13 protein-coding genes are annotated in these 14337 nt (G+C 69.7%); 10 read left to right on the top strand and 3 right to left on the bottom strand.

Features of this window, described 5'->3' with window-relative positions; translation table 11 throughout:
* Nucleotides 1-142 precede the first annotated feature (142 nt).
* Entirely contained in the window at nucleotides 143-1147 is a 1005-nt protein-coding gene (locus tag DYE07_RS07420) for a diacylglycerol/lipid kinase family protein (RefSeq protein WP_051805515.1), read from the bottom strand.
* Nucleotides 1148-1201: 54 nt separating this feature from the next.
* On the opposite strand from DYE07_RS07420, the gene serS reads away from it, so the two are divergent.
* Nucleotides 1202-2515, top strand: a complete 1314-nt coding sequence (gene serS / locus DYE07_RS07415; protein WP_115296665.1) for a serine--tRNA ligase — start codon at nucleotides 1202-1204, stop codon at nucleotides 2513-2515.
* 201 nt (nucleotides 2516-2716) lie between these two features.
* Here serS and DYE07_RS14710 read toward each other — a convergent pair whose 3' ends face one another.
* On the bottom strand, nucleotides 2717-2881 hold the full coding sequence (locus DYE07_RS14710; protein ID WP_172462965.1) for a hypothetical protein: 165 nt from the start codon (nucleotides 2879-2881) through the stop codon (nucleotides 2717-2719).
* Nucleotides 2882-3145: 264 nt separating this feature from the next.
* Between DYE07_RS14710 and DYE07_RS14705 the strand changes: the two genes are divergently transcribed.
* The 9 genes from DYE07_RS14705 to DYE07_RS07370 all read left to right on the top strand — a co-directional run bounded on the left by DYE07_RS14705 (nucleotide 3146) and on the right by DYE07_RS07370 (nucleotide 12619).
* Nucleotides 3146-3823 (top strand): DUF1345 domain-containing protein, encoded by a 678-nt coding sequence (locus tag DYE07_RS14705; RefSeq protein ID WP_172462964.1) that lies wholly within the window; start codon nucleotides 3146-3148, stop codon nucleotides 3821-3823.
* Between the two features lie 55 nt (nucleotides 3824-3878).
* Nucleotides 3879-5333: a sensor histidine kinase gene (locus tag DYE07_RS07405; protein ID WP_237723856.1), complete on the top strand. Its 1455-nt coding sequence runs from the start codon at nucleotides 3879-3881 to the stop codon at nucleotides 5331-5333.
* A gap of 55 nt (nucleotides 5334-5388) precedes the next feature.
* Nucleotides 5389-6165: a response regulator gene (locus tag DYE07_RS07400; RefSeq protein WP_062256742.1), complete on the top strand. Its 777-nt coding sequence runs from the start codon at nucleotides 5389-5391 to the stop codon at nucleotides 6163-6165.
* Between the two features lie 108 nt (nucleotides 6166-6273).
* Nucleotides 6274-7176: an ABC transporter ATP-binding protein gene (locus tag DYE07_RS07395; RefSeq protein WP_038566572.1), complete on the top strand. Its 903-nt coding sequence runs from the start codon at nucleotides 6274-6276 to the stop codon at nucleotides 7174-7176.
* Entirely contained in the window at nucleotides 7176-8387 is a 1212-nt protein-coding gene (locus DYE07_RS07390; RefSeq protein WP_115296663.1) for an ABC transporter permease, read from the top strand. The genes DYE07_RS07395 and DYE07_RS07390 overlap by 1 nt, the downstream gene beginning before the upstream one ends.
* 105 nt (nucleotides 8388-8492) lie before the next feature.
* Complete coding sequence (locus tag DYE07_RS14900; RefSeq protein WP_062256749.1) at nucleotides 8493-9857, top strand: hypothetical protein; 1365 nt, start codon at nucleotides 8493-8495, stop codon at nucleotides 9855-9857.
* 176 nt (nucleotides 9858-10033) lie between these two features.
* Complete coding sequence (locus tag DYE07_RS07380) at nucleotides 10034-10897, top strand: HAD family hydrolase (protein ID WP_006947074.1); 864 nt, start codon at nucleotides 10034-10036, stop codon at nucleotides 10895-10897.
* A gap of 98 nt (nucleotides 10898-10995) precedes the next feature.
* A complete protein-coding gene (locus tag DYE07_RS07375) occupies nucleotides 10996-11808 on the top strand; it encodes a TrmH family RNA methyltransferase (protein WP_115296662.1) in 813 nt (270 codons plus the stop codon).
* Between the two features lie 157 nt (nucleotides 11809-11965).
* Nucleotides 11966-12619 carry a VOC family protein gene (locus DYE07_RS07370; RefSeq protein ID WP_038566581.1) on the top strand — a complete coding sequence of 218 codons (654 nt, stop codon included), beginning with the start codon at nucleotides 11966-11968 and terminating at the stop codon, nucleotides 12617-12619.
* Between the two features lie 264 nt (nucleotides 12620-12883).
* On the opposite strand, the gene purB is transcribed toward DYE07_RS07370, so the two are convergent.
* On the bottom strand, nucleotides 12884-14305 hold the full coding sequence (gene purB, locus DYE07_RS07365; RefSeq protein ID WP_115296661.1) for an adenylosuccinate lyase: 1422 nt from the start codon (nucleotides 14303-14305) through the stop codon (nucleotides 12884-12886).
* Between the last annotated feature and the right edge of the window lie 32 nt (nucleotides 14306-14337).

Here is a 14337-nt window from a genome sequence, read left to right as displayed (position 1 = left end):
TGACGCATCAAGCGTCAGCCCTCTCGCAGTGCGGCCCGTCACTGTCGCAAGCGATCCGTCCGTGCGACGGGTTGGGCCAGGCTCGGCAACGAATGTGGACGAAAATCGCAGATGGGGACGGGAATCGAACAGGGGGCGCGTGTCAGCGGCGCAGCGTCTGGCCCAGGATGCCGGGGAGGTGACGGCGGACGTCAGACATGCGTGAGTGACGCGCGTTGGCGACGCGCACGCGCAGTGCCTTCTCCTCGACCCACATCTCCATCTCACGCACGTCGCCGAGGACGTCGCCGTCGAGTTCGAGCGCGCGCGGGCGTCCCATGGCCTTGGCCGCGACGCGGGCGCAGCGTGTGCGCTCGACGCGACCCGTGGTGCGCCGCGAGCGGGCGAAGATCTGCGCCGAGAGCGCAGCCCATTGCAGGGGCCCGTCGGCGGAGAGCCAGACGGTGTCGAAGCGCCCGTCGGTGCCGTTGGCGCCTGGCATGAGTTGCACCCCCGCCGTCAGCTGACCGAAGTTGCCGACGAGCAGCGTCGTCGTCTTCTTCGTGTGCGGCGCGCCGTCGTCGAAGGAGGCGAGCATGCGCTCGGGGCGCTGGGTCACGTAGCGCGCACCGGCGATGGGGTAGGCCATCCACCCGATCCGCTTCTTGAGGGTCTCGCTCGTGGCGTTCATGATGTCGCCATCGAGTCCGAAGCCGGCCATGATGAGGAAGGTGTCGTTCGTCGCCGAGCCGTCCCCGAACGTTGCGTGCACCCGCCCGACGTCGATGACGGTGTCCTCGCCCGCAAGCGACCGCGCGAAGTTGAGCGCCGCCGAGCCGTCCACCGAGACGCCGAGGTTGCGCGCGAGCAGGTTGCCGGTGCCCTGTGGCATCAACCCCAGCGGCACGCTCGTGCCGCTCAGTGCCGCGCCGACGTGGCGCACCGTTCCGTCGCCACCGGCGGCGAAGACGATGTCGCAGCCCTGGCGCAGTGCTTGCTGCGTCTGGCCGGTGCCGGGGTCGTCGAGGCGGGTCTGCAGCCACAGCGGCTCGGCCCATCCGGCGTCGCGCGAGACGTCGACGCATTCGCGGCGCAGGGCGCCGAGGTCGTCGACCTTCGTGGGGTTGACGACGATCGCGGCGCGCGGACGGGAGGGCGTGTTCGACACGCCTTGCACTGTAACTGGAATGACGCAGATTCGCGCGGGCGATAGCCTTGAGGGGTGATCGACATTCGACTGCTTCGTGACAACCCTGACGCCGTCCGCGCGAGCCAGCGTGCTCGCGGCGCTGACGAGGGCGTCGTCGACCGCATTCTCGAGCTCGACGCGACGCGCCGCAGTTCGCTCGGCGAGTTCGAGAGGGTGCGCGCCGAGCAGAAGCACGTGTCGAAGAGCGTCGGCGCCGCGATGGGTGCGCTCAACAAGGCCAAGAAGGGCGGTGACGACTCGGAGGTCGCGCGTCTGCAGGCCGAGGCCGACGCCGCGCGCGAGAACGCTGCGACCTTGAGCGCCCGCGTCAAGGAGCTCGAGGCCACTGCCGACGAGGCGGGCAAGGAGTTCGACGCGCTGCTGCGCACCGTCCCCAACGTCGTCCTCGACGGCGTGCCGGCGGGTGGCGAGGACGACTTCGTCACCGTCAAGACGGTCGGTGAGGCCCCGACGTTCGACTTCGAGCCGAAGGATCACCTCGAGATCGGTGAGCTCATCGGCGCGATCGACATGGAGCGCGGCACGAAGGTCTCGGGTTCGCGCTTCTACTTCCTCAAGGGTGTCGGCGCACGCCTCGAGCTGGCGCTGCTGCAGATGGCGCTCGACCAGGCCATCGCGAACGACTTCACCCCGATGATCACGCCGACCCTCGTGCGCCCGGAGACGATGCAGGGCACCGGCTTCGATGTCGCGCACGACGCCGAGATCTACCGCGTGCAGGAGGAGGACAACCTCTACCTCGTCGGCACCTCGGAGGTCGCGCTTGCCGGCTACCACGCGGATGAGATCATCAACGTCGACGCTCCCGTGCGCTACGCCGGTTGGTCGAGCTGCTACCGCCGCGAGGCCGGTTCGTACGGCAAGGACACGCGTGGCATCATCCGCGTCCACCAGTTCAACAAGGTCGAGATGTTCTCCTACTGCCGCATCGAGGACGCCGAAGCGGAGCACGCTCGCATGCTCGCGTGGGAAGAGGAGATGCTGGCCAAGTGCGAGCTGTCGTACCGCGTCATCGACACCGCCGCGGGTGACCTCGGCACGTCCGCCGCACGCAAGTTCGACTGCGAGGCCTGGGTGCCGACGCAGGGCACCTACCGCGAGCTGACGTCGACGTCGAACTGCACGACGTTCCAGGCGCGCCGCCTCAACATCCGTGAGCGCACCGACGGCGCGACGCGCTCTGTCGCCACGCTCAACGGCACGCTCGCGACGACGCGTTGGCTCGTCGCCATCCTCGAGACGCACCAGCAGGCTGACGGCTCGGTGCGTGTGCCCGAGGCGCTGCGCACGTACATGGGTGGCCTCGAGGTGCTGCCCGTCGTCTGACGACGAGCTCGGACGACGCAGTCCGACGAGGGCTGACGCGGGCCGGCATCCTGGCGGGTGCCGGCCCGCGCTCAGCCGATGAAGATCTCCCCGTGCGGATCGATCGCCACCATGATGGCGGCGATGATGGTGGCGCCCAGGAAGCCGCTGACAAGTTCGCGCATCTTCTTGGCGCCCATAGCCGTTGTCGGTCTCCTCCAGTCACCGTGCGGTGCGGTAGCTCAGCAGCGTCATGAGGGCGAACGCGACGGCAACGATGGCGCACCACGCGATGGTCTTCGTCCTCGCGAAGTCCTCGGGGCTCGTCAGATCCTTCGGACGGGCCGATCGGCTGATCGGGCCGCCCATCTCGCTCGTCTCATGCACGCCCGGCAGGGGGTCGTCGTGCTGGCCCGAATGATTCGAGCCCGACCAGTTCGTGCCGGCGGGCCCGGCCATGTCGGTGCCGGGGGCCGTCCCCGCGGCATGCTCGGCGCTCGCGTCGTCTCCTCGCGTCGTCTGCTCCCGCCGCGCGATGCGGCAGTCGGTGCCGCTGAGGTCGCTCCATGCTCACGCCCGTACGACGCGCCGGTCGTTGCGTCCGTTGCCGCAGGCCACGGTGGTTCGCGTCCGTCGGGTGACAATGAGCGCATGAATGACACCTCCCACGAGACGTCCAAGGCGAACCGTCGTGCCCTCACGCGCCGCACGGGGTTTCGGTTGGTGATCAGCGTGATCGTCGGTGTGCTCGCGGCGTTCGTCACGATCGCCGTCGCCGACCGGACGATCGTGTTCGACGTCATGACGGGGTGGACGGTCGGCGCGATCGTCGTCAGTGCGTGGACGTGGCTGATCGTGCGTGGCATGAACCCGACGCAGGCCACCGAGCACGCACGCGAGGAGGATCCGAGCGTCGCAGGAGCGGACGCCACCGTCATCATCGCGACGATGGCGAGCCTTGCGGGGGTCGGGTTGCTGCTCGTCGCGGGCAAGCACAAGACGGGCACCGCCGAAGCCGTGCTCGGGACGGCAAGCGTCGTCGCGTCCTGGTTTCTCGTGCACCTCATGTACATGCTGCGCTACGCCCGTCAGTACTACGGGCCGGCGCCGGCCAGCAACGGCATCGACTTCGAGGGCGGCGAACCCGACTACTACGACTTCGCGTACGTCGCGTTCGACCTCGGAATGACGTACCAGATCAGCGACACGAACCTGAAGAACCGGTGGGTGCGACGCCTCGTGCTGCAGCACACGCTGCTCAGCTACGCGCTCGGCGTCGGCGTCGTCGCGACAGCCATCAATCTCGTCGTGTCGCTCGCGACGAACTGACGCTCCGTCGCGCGGGGGAGGCGGGCTGTCGGTGGCGGCGTCTACCCTCGCAGGCGTGAGGGAGTTCTTCGGTCTGGACGACGACTGGGTGCGGCCGTTGCCACCCGGATGGCAGCGACGGGACGCCGTGATCGCCGTCGTCTTCCTGCTCGGTGCCGTCGTCGAGCTCGAGGCGATGCGCGCGTTGGGTCTGCCGCGCGGCACCTGGGGGCGGCCCGCGCTCTATGCGGCGACGCTCGTCGGGATGCTGCCGCTCGTGTGGCGGCGACGCTTCCCCCTCGCCGTCATGCTGCTGCTCGCCGCGCACATGTTCGCCTTCGGCATGGCGCAGTACGTCGTCATGGGCAACCTCGCGATGCAGGCGGCCTACTTCTTCTCCATCTTCACCGCACTCGCCTGGGGCCGAGATCGCCGGATGACGATGGTCGCGGCGAGCGCCGTCGTCGTGTTCATGTTCGGGTGGGTGGCCGTGCAGCTGTCGGTCGCGTCGGGGCGTGACGCGCTCGTCGACGCCTACGGAAACGGCCGCGGCACCCGCGATGACGCGCTGTTCGGCCCTGGCACAGGAGCGGTGCTCACGAGCGTCATGATGAACGTCCTGTTCTTCGTCACCGCCGTCGCGACGGGCGCCAACTCGTGGCGTGGAGCTCGCGCCCGAGCCCGCGCCGAGGATCAGGCACGCACGATCGAGGAGCAGTCGGCGCAGCTCACCGAACGCGCCGTCGTCGACGAAAGACTGCGCATCGCCCGCGAACTGCACGACGTCGTCGCCCACCACGTCGCCGCGATCGGCGTGCAGGCCGCGGCCGCACGCAAGCTCATGACTAAGGACCTGTCGCTCGCGGCCACGTCGCTGACGAACGTCGAGACCTCCTCGCGCGACGCCGTCACGCAGATGCGCAGCCTGCTCGGCACCCTGCGAACCGGGGACGGCGCGTCGTCCGGGCCGGGCCGTCTGCCGCCTGGCGGCGGGGTGGTGTCGGCTGATCTGGCGGTCGCCGCGTCATCGGACGGTTCGCTCGCGACGAGGAACGAGCGCGAGACGGGCGTTGCGCTGGACGCGACGCACCGTCGTCCCGAACCTGGGTTGGACGATCTGCCGCGACTGGTCGAAGAGGTCACCTCGCCCGGGTTCGACGTCGAACTGCGCGACCTCATCGGTGACGTCGACGTGCCTGGCAGCGTCCAACACAGCCTCTACCGCACCGTGCAGGAGGCGCTGGCCAACATCCGGCGCCACTCGACGGCGACGTCCGCGTCCGTCACGGTGCGCAGTGGCGGCGGCGAGGAAGGGGCCGGTGCGGCGCGCTACGCAGAGGTCGAGATCCTCGACGAGGGGCGCCCACGGCAGGGCACCTCGGGCAGCGGCATGGGACTGCTCGGCATGCGTGAACGCGTGACGGCTCATCGCGGCAGCGCCGAGATCGGCCCCCGGCTGACCGGTGGGTACCGCGTGCGCGTCAGGCTGCCGCTACCCGACGCGCGAGGCGACGACGGCGGGCGCTCATGACCGAGGCCGCAGCGAGAGGCCGACAGAGGCAGCGAACGACAGGAGGGTGGGCCTGATGGACGCGCTCAAGGTCGTCATCGTCGATGACCAGAAGATGGTGAGCAGCGGATTCTCGCTCATCCTGTCCGTGGAGGACGACATCGACGTCGTCGCCACCGCGACGAACGGGGCGCAGGCGCTGGACGTGGCCCGCGAGGTGCGGCCCGACGTCACCTTGATGGACGTGCAGATGCCCGTCATGGACGGCATCGAGGCCACGCGACGGTTCGTCGACGAGGGGCTCGGGCGCGTCGTCATCCTCACGACGTTCGATCGCGACGACTACCTCTTCAGTGCGCTCGACGCGGGCGCCAGCGGCTTCTTGCTCAAGAACGCCGACGCGGACGACCTCGCCGACGCCGTGCGCGCCGTCGGGCACGGACACGCCCTGCTCGCCCCGGAGGTGACGCGCCGCGTCATCGAACGACGCGTGCAGGACGGGTCGCTCGGCGCGGGCTCCGAGGCCGCCCGGGCCGCTGACGACGGCCCGGGCAACGTCGGACCGACGACGTCGGCCTGGCCCTTTGCCTCATCGGCCCACTCGACGCCCTCGCTGCCCCCGAGGAGGACGGGCGACGGCGGCCGTCTTGATGACCTCACCCCGCGCGAACGGGAGGTGCTGGGTCTGCTCGGGCGTGGGCTGTCCAACGCGGAGATCGCGGCGGCGCTGTTCGTCGGTGAGGTCACCGTCAAGACACACGTGTCGAACGTGCTGATGAAGCTCGGTCTGCGCGATCGGGTGCAGGCCGTCGTCGCGGCCTATGAGACGGGCCTGGTGCGCGTCGGCGACTGACAGCTCCGTCGCGAGGGGGAGGCGCGAAGATCCGTCGCGCGCCGGATCCGGCGCGGCGGCCAACGCGACAGGCTGAAGGAACGATCGAACATGACGAGGGAGCGGAACATGTTGGAAGCCAGAGGCCTGACCCGCAGGTTCGGTGACAAGACGGCCGTCGACGACGTGTCGTTCGAGGTCGCCGACGGGCAGATGACGGGTTTCATCGGCGGCAACGGCGCCGGCAAGACCACGACGATGCGGATGATCATGGGCGTGCTCGAGCCCAGCGCCGGGGAGGCGTTGTGGAACGGCGAGCCGATGACGCGCGAACATCGCCGGCGCATCGGATACATGCCCGAGGAGCGGGGGCTGTACCCGAAGCAGCCCCTCATCGACCAGCTCGTCTACCTCGCCCAGCTGCGCGGCGTCGCACCCGCTGCGGCGCGTGCCCGCGGGCTCGAACTGCTCGAACGGTTCGGCCTCGGCGACCGAGCGAAGGACAAGCTCGAAGCGCTGTCGCTCGGCAACCAGCAGCGCGTGCAGATCGCGGCGTCCGTCATCGCCGAGCCGGACGCGCTCATCCTCGACGAGCCGTTCAGCGGCCTCGACCCGCGCGCCGTCGACGCGATGGCCGACCTGCTGCGCGAGTTCACCTCGCGCGGCGTGCCCGTGCTGTTCAGCAGCCACCAGCTCGACCTCGTCGAACGCCTCTGCGACAGCCTCGTCTTCCTCGCGGGCGGCCGCGTCGCCGCGCAGGGCACGGCCGCGCAGCTGCGCCGCAGCGGACGCGTCCGTCACCGCCTCGTCCTCGACTCCGACGCCGGGTGGGTGCGTGACGTCGCCGACCGTCTCGGCATCGGTGTCGTCGACGTCGACGGCCCGCGGGCGCTGCTCGAACTGCCCGACGACGCCGAGGGCCGCGAAAGGGCGTCCGACGAGTTGCTGCGCACCGTCATGGCACGCGCGAGCATCCGCGAATACGCCGAGGTCCTGCCCCAGCTCGCCGACATCTACCGGGAGGTGGCGTGATGAACGTCCAGACAGCTCAGCGTGATTCGCGTCCGGCGTGGCAGATCGTCGCCCTGCGCGAGATCGCCGTCAAGGCGCGCGACAAGAACTTCCTCGTCGGCCTCGGCGTCACCCTCGCCATGGTGATCGGCACGTTCGCCGTGCAGGTGTGGATCGCCGGCAAGACCGACACGCAGAAGGTCGCGATCGTCGACACGAAGGGCGCCTCCGGGCCGTCGGCGAAGCAGGTCGTCGACGTCGCTGCGACGAGCGCGAAGGACGGCGGCGCGAAGGTCGAGTACACGAGCACGGCCTTCCCCGACGATGCCGCAGCCCGCGCCGCCGTCACGAAGGGCGACGCCGACGCCGCACTGCTGCGCACCAACGGCGGCTGGCAACTCATCGGCGACAAGAGCATCGACGACGGGTTGAAGAAGAACGTGACGACGAGCGCCGCACACCTGACGCTCGCGTCGAACGCGGCATCGAAGGGCGTCGAGCTGTCGTCGCTGACGAAGGGCGGCGCCGTGGCGACGTCGACGCTCAGCTCCGATGCCGACCGCGCCGGGCTCGCGAAGGTGGTGTCACTCGTCTTCGCGTTCCTGTTCTACTTCGTCGCGTTCATGTTCGGCATGCCGATCGCGCAGAGCGTCGTCGAAGAGAAGCAGTCACGCATCGTCGAGATCCTCGCGAGCGCCGTGCCGCTGCGCCACATCCTCGCCGGAAAGATCATCGGCAACGCGCTGCTCGCCATCGCTCAGGTGACGTTGCTCGCCGCCGTCGCACTCATCGGGTTGAGCCAGACCAAGTGGAGCGCCTTCGTCGGCACCGTCGCGGGCGCCTCCGGATGGTTCCTGCTGTTCTTCCTCGTCGGATTCTTCGTCGTCGCCTGCATGTTCGCCGTCGCCGGCGCGCTCGCCTCACGCAGCGAGGACGTGCAGTCGACGTCGCAGCCCGTCGTCATGCTCGTCGTCCTCGTGCTCGTCGTCGGCATGTCGCTCAGCGGCACGGCCCAGGTCGTCGCCTCGTACGTTCCGGTCGTCTCGACCGTGACGATGCCGGCACGCATCATGGACGGCAGCGCCGCATGGTGGGAGCCGATCCTCGCCATCGGCATCGCGATCGTCGCGGCGTACGTCATCACCCGTCTCGCGACGCGGCTGTATGAGCGCAGCATCATGCGCACCGGTGGGCGCCTGTCCTACCGCGAGGCGTTCAAGCTCGGGGCCTGACGTCTCTGCCGTCCACTGTCGCGCGGCGACCGGGCCGTGGATGGCGCCGCGGCACGTACATTGGGAGCAAGTTTTTTCGTACCTCGAATCATGAAGGAGAGGGGCATGTCGACCAACGACGAGTCCGGCCAGGGCTCGACCTGGAGCGCAGACAACAACGAGCAGGCCACCCACGTCGCGGGTGGCACCGGCGCCGGCGCGACGCCTGGGGGTTCCACGCCCGCCGGGGCCGCGTCGTCGGACGCGGGAGTCTCGATGTCCAAGGACACTGCTGCCTCAGACGACCACACGCAGGCGATCGGCAGTGACGCGACGCGCGTCGCCCCACGCTCGGATGCGCCGGCCCAGCCAGCATGGGGCCCGTCGAGTCAGGGTGGGCAGCAGAACGCCGCGTCGTCGCAGGCATACCCGAGCGCGCCGGGGGTCGGCTATGCCGGGCCGCAGGGCGGTGGCCAGCCTGGGTATGGCCAGAGCGGATACGGGCAATACCCCGGGGGCCAGAACCCGGCAGGTCCGTCGTACGGCCAGGGCGGTTACCCGGCCGCTCCGCAGAGCGGTTATCCGTCGACGCCGCAGGGCGGCTACCCGTCGTCCCCGCAGGGCGGCTACCCGTCCGCGCCCCAGGGCGGCTACCCCTCGTCCCCGCCCCAGGGCGGCTACCCGTCCGCGCCCCAGGGCGGCTACCCGTCGTCTCCGCAAGGCGGTTACCCGTCGAACAACCCGCAGGGCGGCTATCCGTCGAACAACCCGCAGGGCGGCTATGCGTCGTCACCGCAGGGCGGTTACCCGTCCTCGCAGAGTGCGGCGGTGTCGAACCAGCAGCACTACACGTCGGCGCCGTACGGTCAGTCGTTCGCACCGGGCGTCGGGCAGACGGGCGCGGCGACGGCGACCGGCGTCGGCGCGTCGCACGCAACGTCGACCGCCTCGCCTGTCGCGAAGTTCGGGCCGTTCGTGCCCGCGCTGCTCGGGCTGATCGCGCCGTTCGTGGCGTGGGTGACGTTCAAGGCCGGCAGCGAGTCGGTGGCACTCAACGGCATCGGCGGCAACAGCAACACCGCGAACTCCGCGCTCGGTGGGTCGAAGAACACGGCGGGCATCTTCGTCGCGATCCTCGCCCTCGGCCTCGTCGCCGCCGGGGTGCTCGCCTTGCTGGGCAAGCTCAACGCCAAGGTGGCGGGCCTCGTGACCGCGGCGATCGGACTCGTCATCCTCATCCTCGGCATCGTCCAGTTCCCGTCCGCGTCGAGCGCCGTGAGTTCGAATGGTGCGGCCGCCGGATACACCGCGACGATCGGTGCCGGCGTCTGGTTGACGCTGCTCTCCGGCCTCATCGCGATCGCCGTCGGCGTCGTCGCGTTTCTGCAATCGCGCAAGGCGGACGCGACGAACCCGTCGGCGCACAACACGTCGAACGTGCAGAACAACGGGCAGGGCCCGCAGCAGCCGTGGGGTCAGCAGACCTACTGACACGCTCAACGGCACGCACCTGACGAGGCCGGCTCGCCCAAGACGGGGTGGGCCGGCCTCGTCGACGCGGTGGTGACGCTGCGTCGACTCCCTGTCGGACGCGGCTGGACCCCGGCCGTGTACGTCCCGCGACGGATGGTCGCCGCGAGGAGGGCCGTTGCGCCTAGGGTGGGTACGTGACTGTCTCTGACACCTGCGCGCCGCCCCCGTCGACCGGTTCGGCGGTTTCGTCGCAGCCGGATGGCAAGGAGTGGCCGCCGCTCATGGTGTGCCTCGACATCGATGGCACCCTGCTGCAGTACGACGGCACGATGCACGACGTCACGCGCGACGCCGTGCGCGCCTGTGTCGAGGCGGGGCATCAGGTCGTGCTGTCGACAGGGCGTGCGGTGATCGCGACGAAGCCGATCATCGACATGCTCGGCCTCTCGTCCGGCTACGCGGTGTGCTCTAACGGCGCGATCACGCTGCGTCTCGACAGCTCACTACCCGACGGGTTCGAGACGATCGAACGCGTCACGTTCGACCCGACGCCGGCGCTGCAGATGCTGCGCGGACAGTGGGAGGACGCCGTCATCGCCGTCGAATCGGGTGACGTGTTCAAGGTGACGGCGCCGTTCCCCGACGGTGAACTCGACGGCGAACAGGTCGTCGTGCCGTGGGAGGAGCTGATGACGGAGCCCGTCACGCGCGTGACGTTCCGCTCGCCGACCGGCACGAGCGAGGACTTCCTCGACCTCGCCGAACGCGTCGGCCTGCACCAGGTCAACTACGCCGTCGGGTTCACGGCCTGGATGGACATCAACCCCGAGGGCGTGACGAAGGCGTCCGCGCTCGAGCAGGTGCGGCGCAAACTGTGCGTGGAACCAGCGAACACGGTGGCCGTCGGCGACCAGCGCAACGACGTCGAGATGCTCGAATGGGCCGCGCGCGGCGTCGCCATGGGCCAGGCGCCCGACGAGGTGAAGGCCGCCGCCGACGAGGTCACCGCTCCCATCGACGACGACGGCGCCGCCCTCGTCCTGCGCTCGCTCATCTGACCCCCTCCTGCGATCGACGCCCACATTCGCGATTCCCGTACCCATCTGCGAACGGCGTCCACCTTCGCGTGAGGCGCGTCGATTTGGGATGATGGGGCGTGCCTGATCTTCACCTGACGTCCGCGACGAACCCGCGCCTCAAGGGCCTCGTCGGCCTGCGCAAGCGCCGCACGCGCGAGACCGAGGGCCTGACGCTCGTCGAGGGGTATGACGAACTGGGTCTGGCGCTCGACGCCGGCGTCCGCCCGCAGACGCTCTACGTCTGTGACGAGTTGATGCTCGACGCGGCGCGGCAGCATGACGTCATCGACGCGGCGCGCACTGCGGGCGCGGAGATCGTCACCGTCGCGCGTCAGGCTTTCGAGCGCGTCGCGTATCGCGAGGGGCCGGACGGGTTCCTCGCCGTCGTGCCGAGCGTCAACGCCCATCCGCGCATGCTCGACCTGCCCGCCAACCCGCTGCTGCTCGTCGCCGAGGGCGTCGAGAAGCCCGGAAACCTGGGCGCGATGCTGCGCACGGCTGACGCCGTGGGCGCCGACGGTGTCATCGCGGCCGACCCTGTCACCGACTGGGGCAACCCCAACGTCGTCCGCGGCTCGAAGGGCACCGTCTTCAGCGTGCCGGTCGCGGCGGCACCCACGTCAGAGACGCTGGAATGGTTGCGCGACAACGACATTCCCCTCATCGCGACGACACCGGACACCGACGTCATGCACACCGACATCGACCTGTCCGGGCCCGTCGCCGTCGCCGTCGGCACCGAGAAGTACGGCCTCACCGACGAGATGCTGGGCGCCGCGACGTCCCGCGTCCGCATCCCGATGGTCGGGCAGGTCAACTCGCTCAACGTCGCGACGAGCGCCGCCATCGTGCTCTACGAAGCCATGCGACAGCGCGGCGTGCGGGGCTGACGAGCGGCCACCCGACGCACTCAGGTGACCCGGCGCCGCGAGCGAGGTGCCCCCCGCCACCCGTCCGCACCGGGGCGCCAGCCGGTGACGCGGCCCCGCGTCGCCGAGACGTGACCCTGATTACAAGCTGTGTTGGGTGACGTGGCACAGTGTCTCCATGCGGATTGACCACGTGATGTATGCGGCCGAGAATGACGGCCTGCAGGCCACAGCCGAGCGCCTCTCGCAGCAGCTCGGCATCGAGGTGCGTGACGGCGGCGTGCACCCGCGCTTCGGGACGCGCAACATGATCCTGCCGCTGAGGCAGGGGCGTTTCGTCGAGGTCGTCGAAGCGCTGGAGCACCCGAGCGTCGACAAGATGCCGTTCGGTCAGGCCGTCAAGGCTCGCTCCGCCAACGGCGGCGGTTGGGTCGGCTGGGTCGTCGAACTCGACGACATGAGCGGCCCCGTCGCCAAGCTCGGCCGCCCCACCACGGAAGGTCGCCGTCACCGCCCCGACGGCGCGGAGATCACGTGGCAGCAGATCGGCGTCAGCGACCTCGTCGTCGACCCGCAGCTGCCGTACTTCATCCACTGGGACGATCCCGCGCAGCACCCGTCGAAGGACGGCGCCACGGACGTCGCGCTCAAGGGCATCATGCTTGCCGGCGCGCCCGAGCGCGTGCGCGAATGGCTCGGCCTGACGGGCGAACCCGGCGTCGACCGCGAGGACTGGGAGCCCGACATCGACTTCCAGTTCGTCGCGCCGCACGGCACCCCGTCGGTGCTGTCGGTGACGTTCGCGACCGCCAAGGGCGACGTCACGATCTGATGATTTGAGGGGCGGCGTTCCGTCCTGACGTCGAGGGCCGAAACTCTGCAGTCCAGAGTTTCGGCCCTCAACGCATCTGGTGAGGTCTGAAACTCCGCATTGCGGGATTTCAGCCCCCAACAGCCGCGTTGAGAGCTTGAGGCCCCACCATGCAGGATCTCAGCTCTCAGCGAGGCAGCCGCGGGCTTCAGCAGATCGCCAAGGGGCGCACGAGCGTCCGTCGCAGGCCAGTGCACGTCAGGCGTCGAAATGATCCGCTGGGTGTCAGACCTCGAGGAAGTCGACCAGCTGCGGAGCGATGCCGACGTACGTCGCGGGCGTCATCTCGACGAAGCGTGCTTCGACGTCGGCGGGCAGGCCGAGGCCGCGCACGAACTCGCGCAGGTCGTCGCCGGTGATGCGGCGTCCGCGCGTCAGTTCCTTGAGGCGCTCGTAGGGCTGCTCCATCCCCGGCACGCCCTGGGCGCCGAGCGCGCGCATCGCCGTCTGGATCGGCTCGCCGAGCACCTCCCAGTTGGCTTCGAGGTCCTTGGCCATGGCGGCCGGCACGGGGTCGAGACCGCCGAGGCCCCGCGCGACGTTGTCCATGGCCAGCACCGAGTGCCCGAATGCGGTGCCGATGTTGCGCTGCATCGAGGAATCCGTGAGGTCGCGCTGCAGGCGCGACGTGACGAGGGTCGAGCCGAGGACGTCGAGCAGCGCCGAGCTGACCTCGAGGTTCGCCTCCGCGTTCTCGAAGCGGATCGGGTTCACCTTGTGCGGCATCGTCGACGATCCGACGGTGCCCTGGCCGCGCACCTGCGCGAAGTAGCCCATCGAGATGTAGGTCCACACGTCGGTGCACAGGTTGTGCAGGATGCGGTTGAAGCGCGCCATGTCGGCGTACAGCTCGGCCTGCCAGTCGTGGCTCTCGATCTGCGTCGTGAGCGGGTTCCACGTGAGGCCCAGGCCCTCGACGAAGCTCTGGCTCAGCGCCGGCCAGTCGGCGCTCGGCACGGCGGCGGTGTGCGCGCCGAACGTGCCGGTGGCGCCGTTGAGCTTGCCGAGGAACTCCTGGGCCTCGATGCGGCGCAGCTGTCGGCCGAGGCGGTGCGCGAGCACGGCGAATTCCTTGCCCATGGTCGTCGGCGTCGCCGGCTGGCCGTGCGTGTGCGCGAGCAGCGGCACGTCCCGCATGTCGCGGGCCATCGTCGCGACCTGCTCGACGAGCGTCGTCGCCTTCGGCAGCCACACCTGCTGCGTCGCACGCTGCACCATGAGGGCGTAGCTGAGGTTGTTGATGTCCTCGCTCGTGCAGCAGAAGTGGATGAGTTCCGAGAGCTGCTCGGCGTCGTCGTGGCCAGCGTCGGCCACGATCTGCGTGAGGCGGCGCTTGAGGTAGTACTCGACTGCCTTGACGTCGTGCACCGTCTCGCGTTCGATCTCGGCTAGTTCGGCGATGTCGTCACCGTCGAACTCCTCGACGACGTCGCGCAGCGCCTCCTTCTCGCCGTCGTCCAGCGCGCGCACGCCGTCGAGAATGCCGGCGTCGGTGAGGTGGATGAGCCACTCGACCTCGACGTGGACGCGCATCCGGTTGAGCGCGGCCTCCGACAGGTGGTCGACGAGCGGGGCGACGGCGCCGCGGTAGCGGCCGTCGAGGGCTCCGAGGGCGATGGCGGGCTGGGTGTCGGCGAGGCTGTGCATGCACCCATTGTTCCAAACGACGAGCCCCGGAC

Origin of the sequence: Dermacoccus nishinomiyaensis (assembly GCF_900447535.1) — a bacterium.
GTDB lineage: Bacteria > Actinomycetota > Actinomycetes > Actinomycetales > Dermatophilaceae > Dermacoccus > Dermacoccus nishinomiyaensis.
The sequence above is the reverse complement of the archived record's forward strand: the minus strand, read 5'-3'. Positions and strand labels throughout refer to the sequence as shown.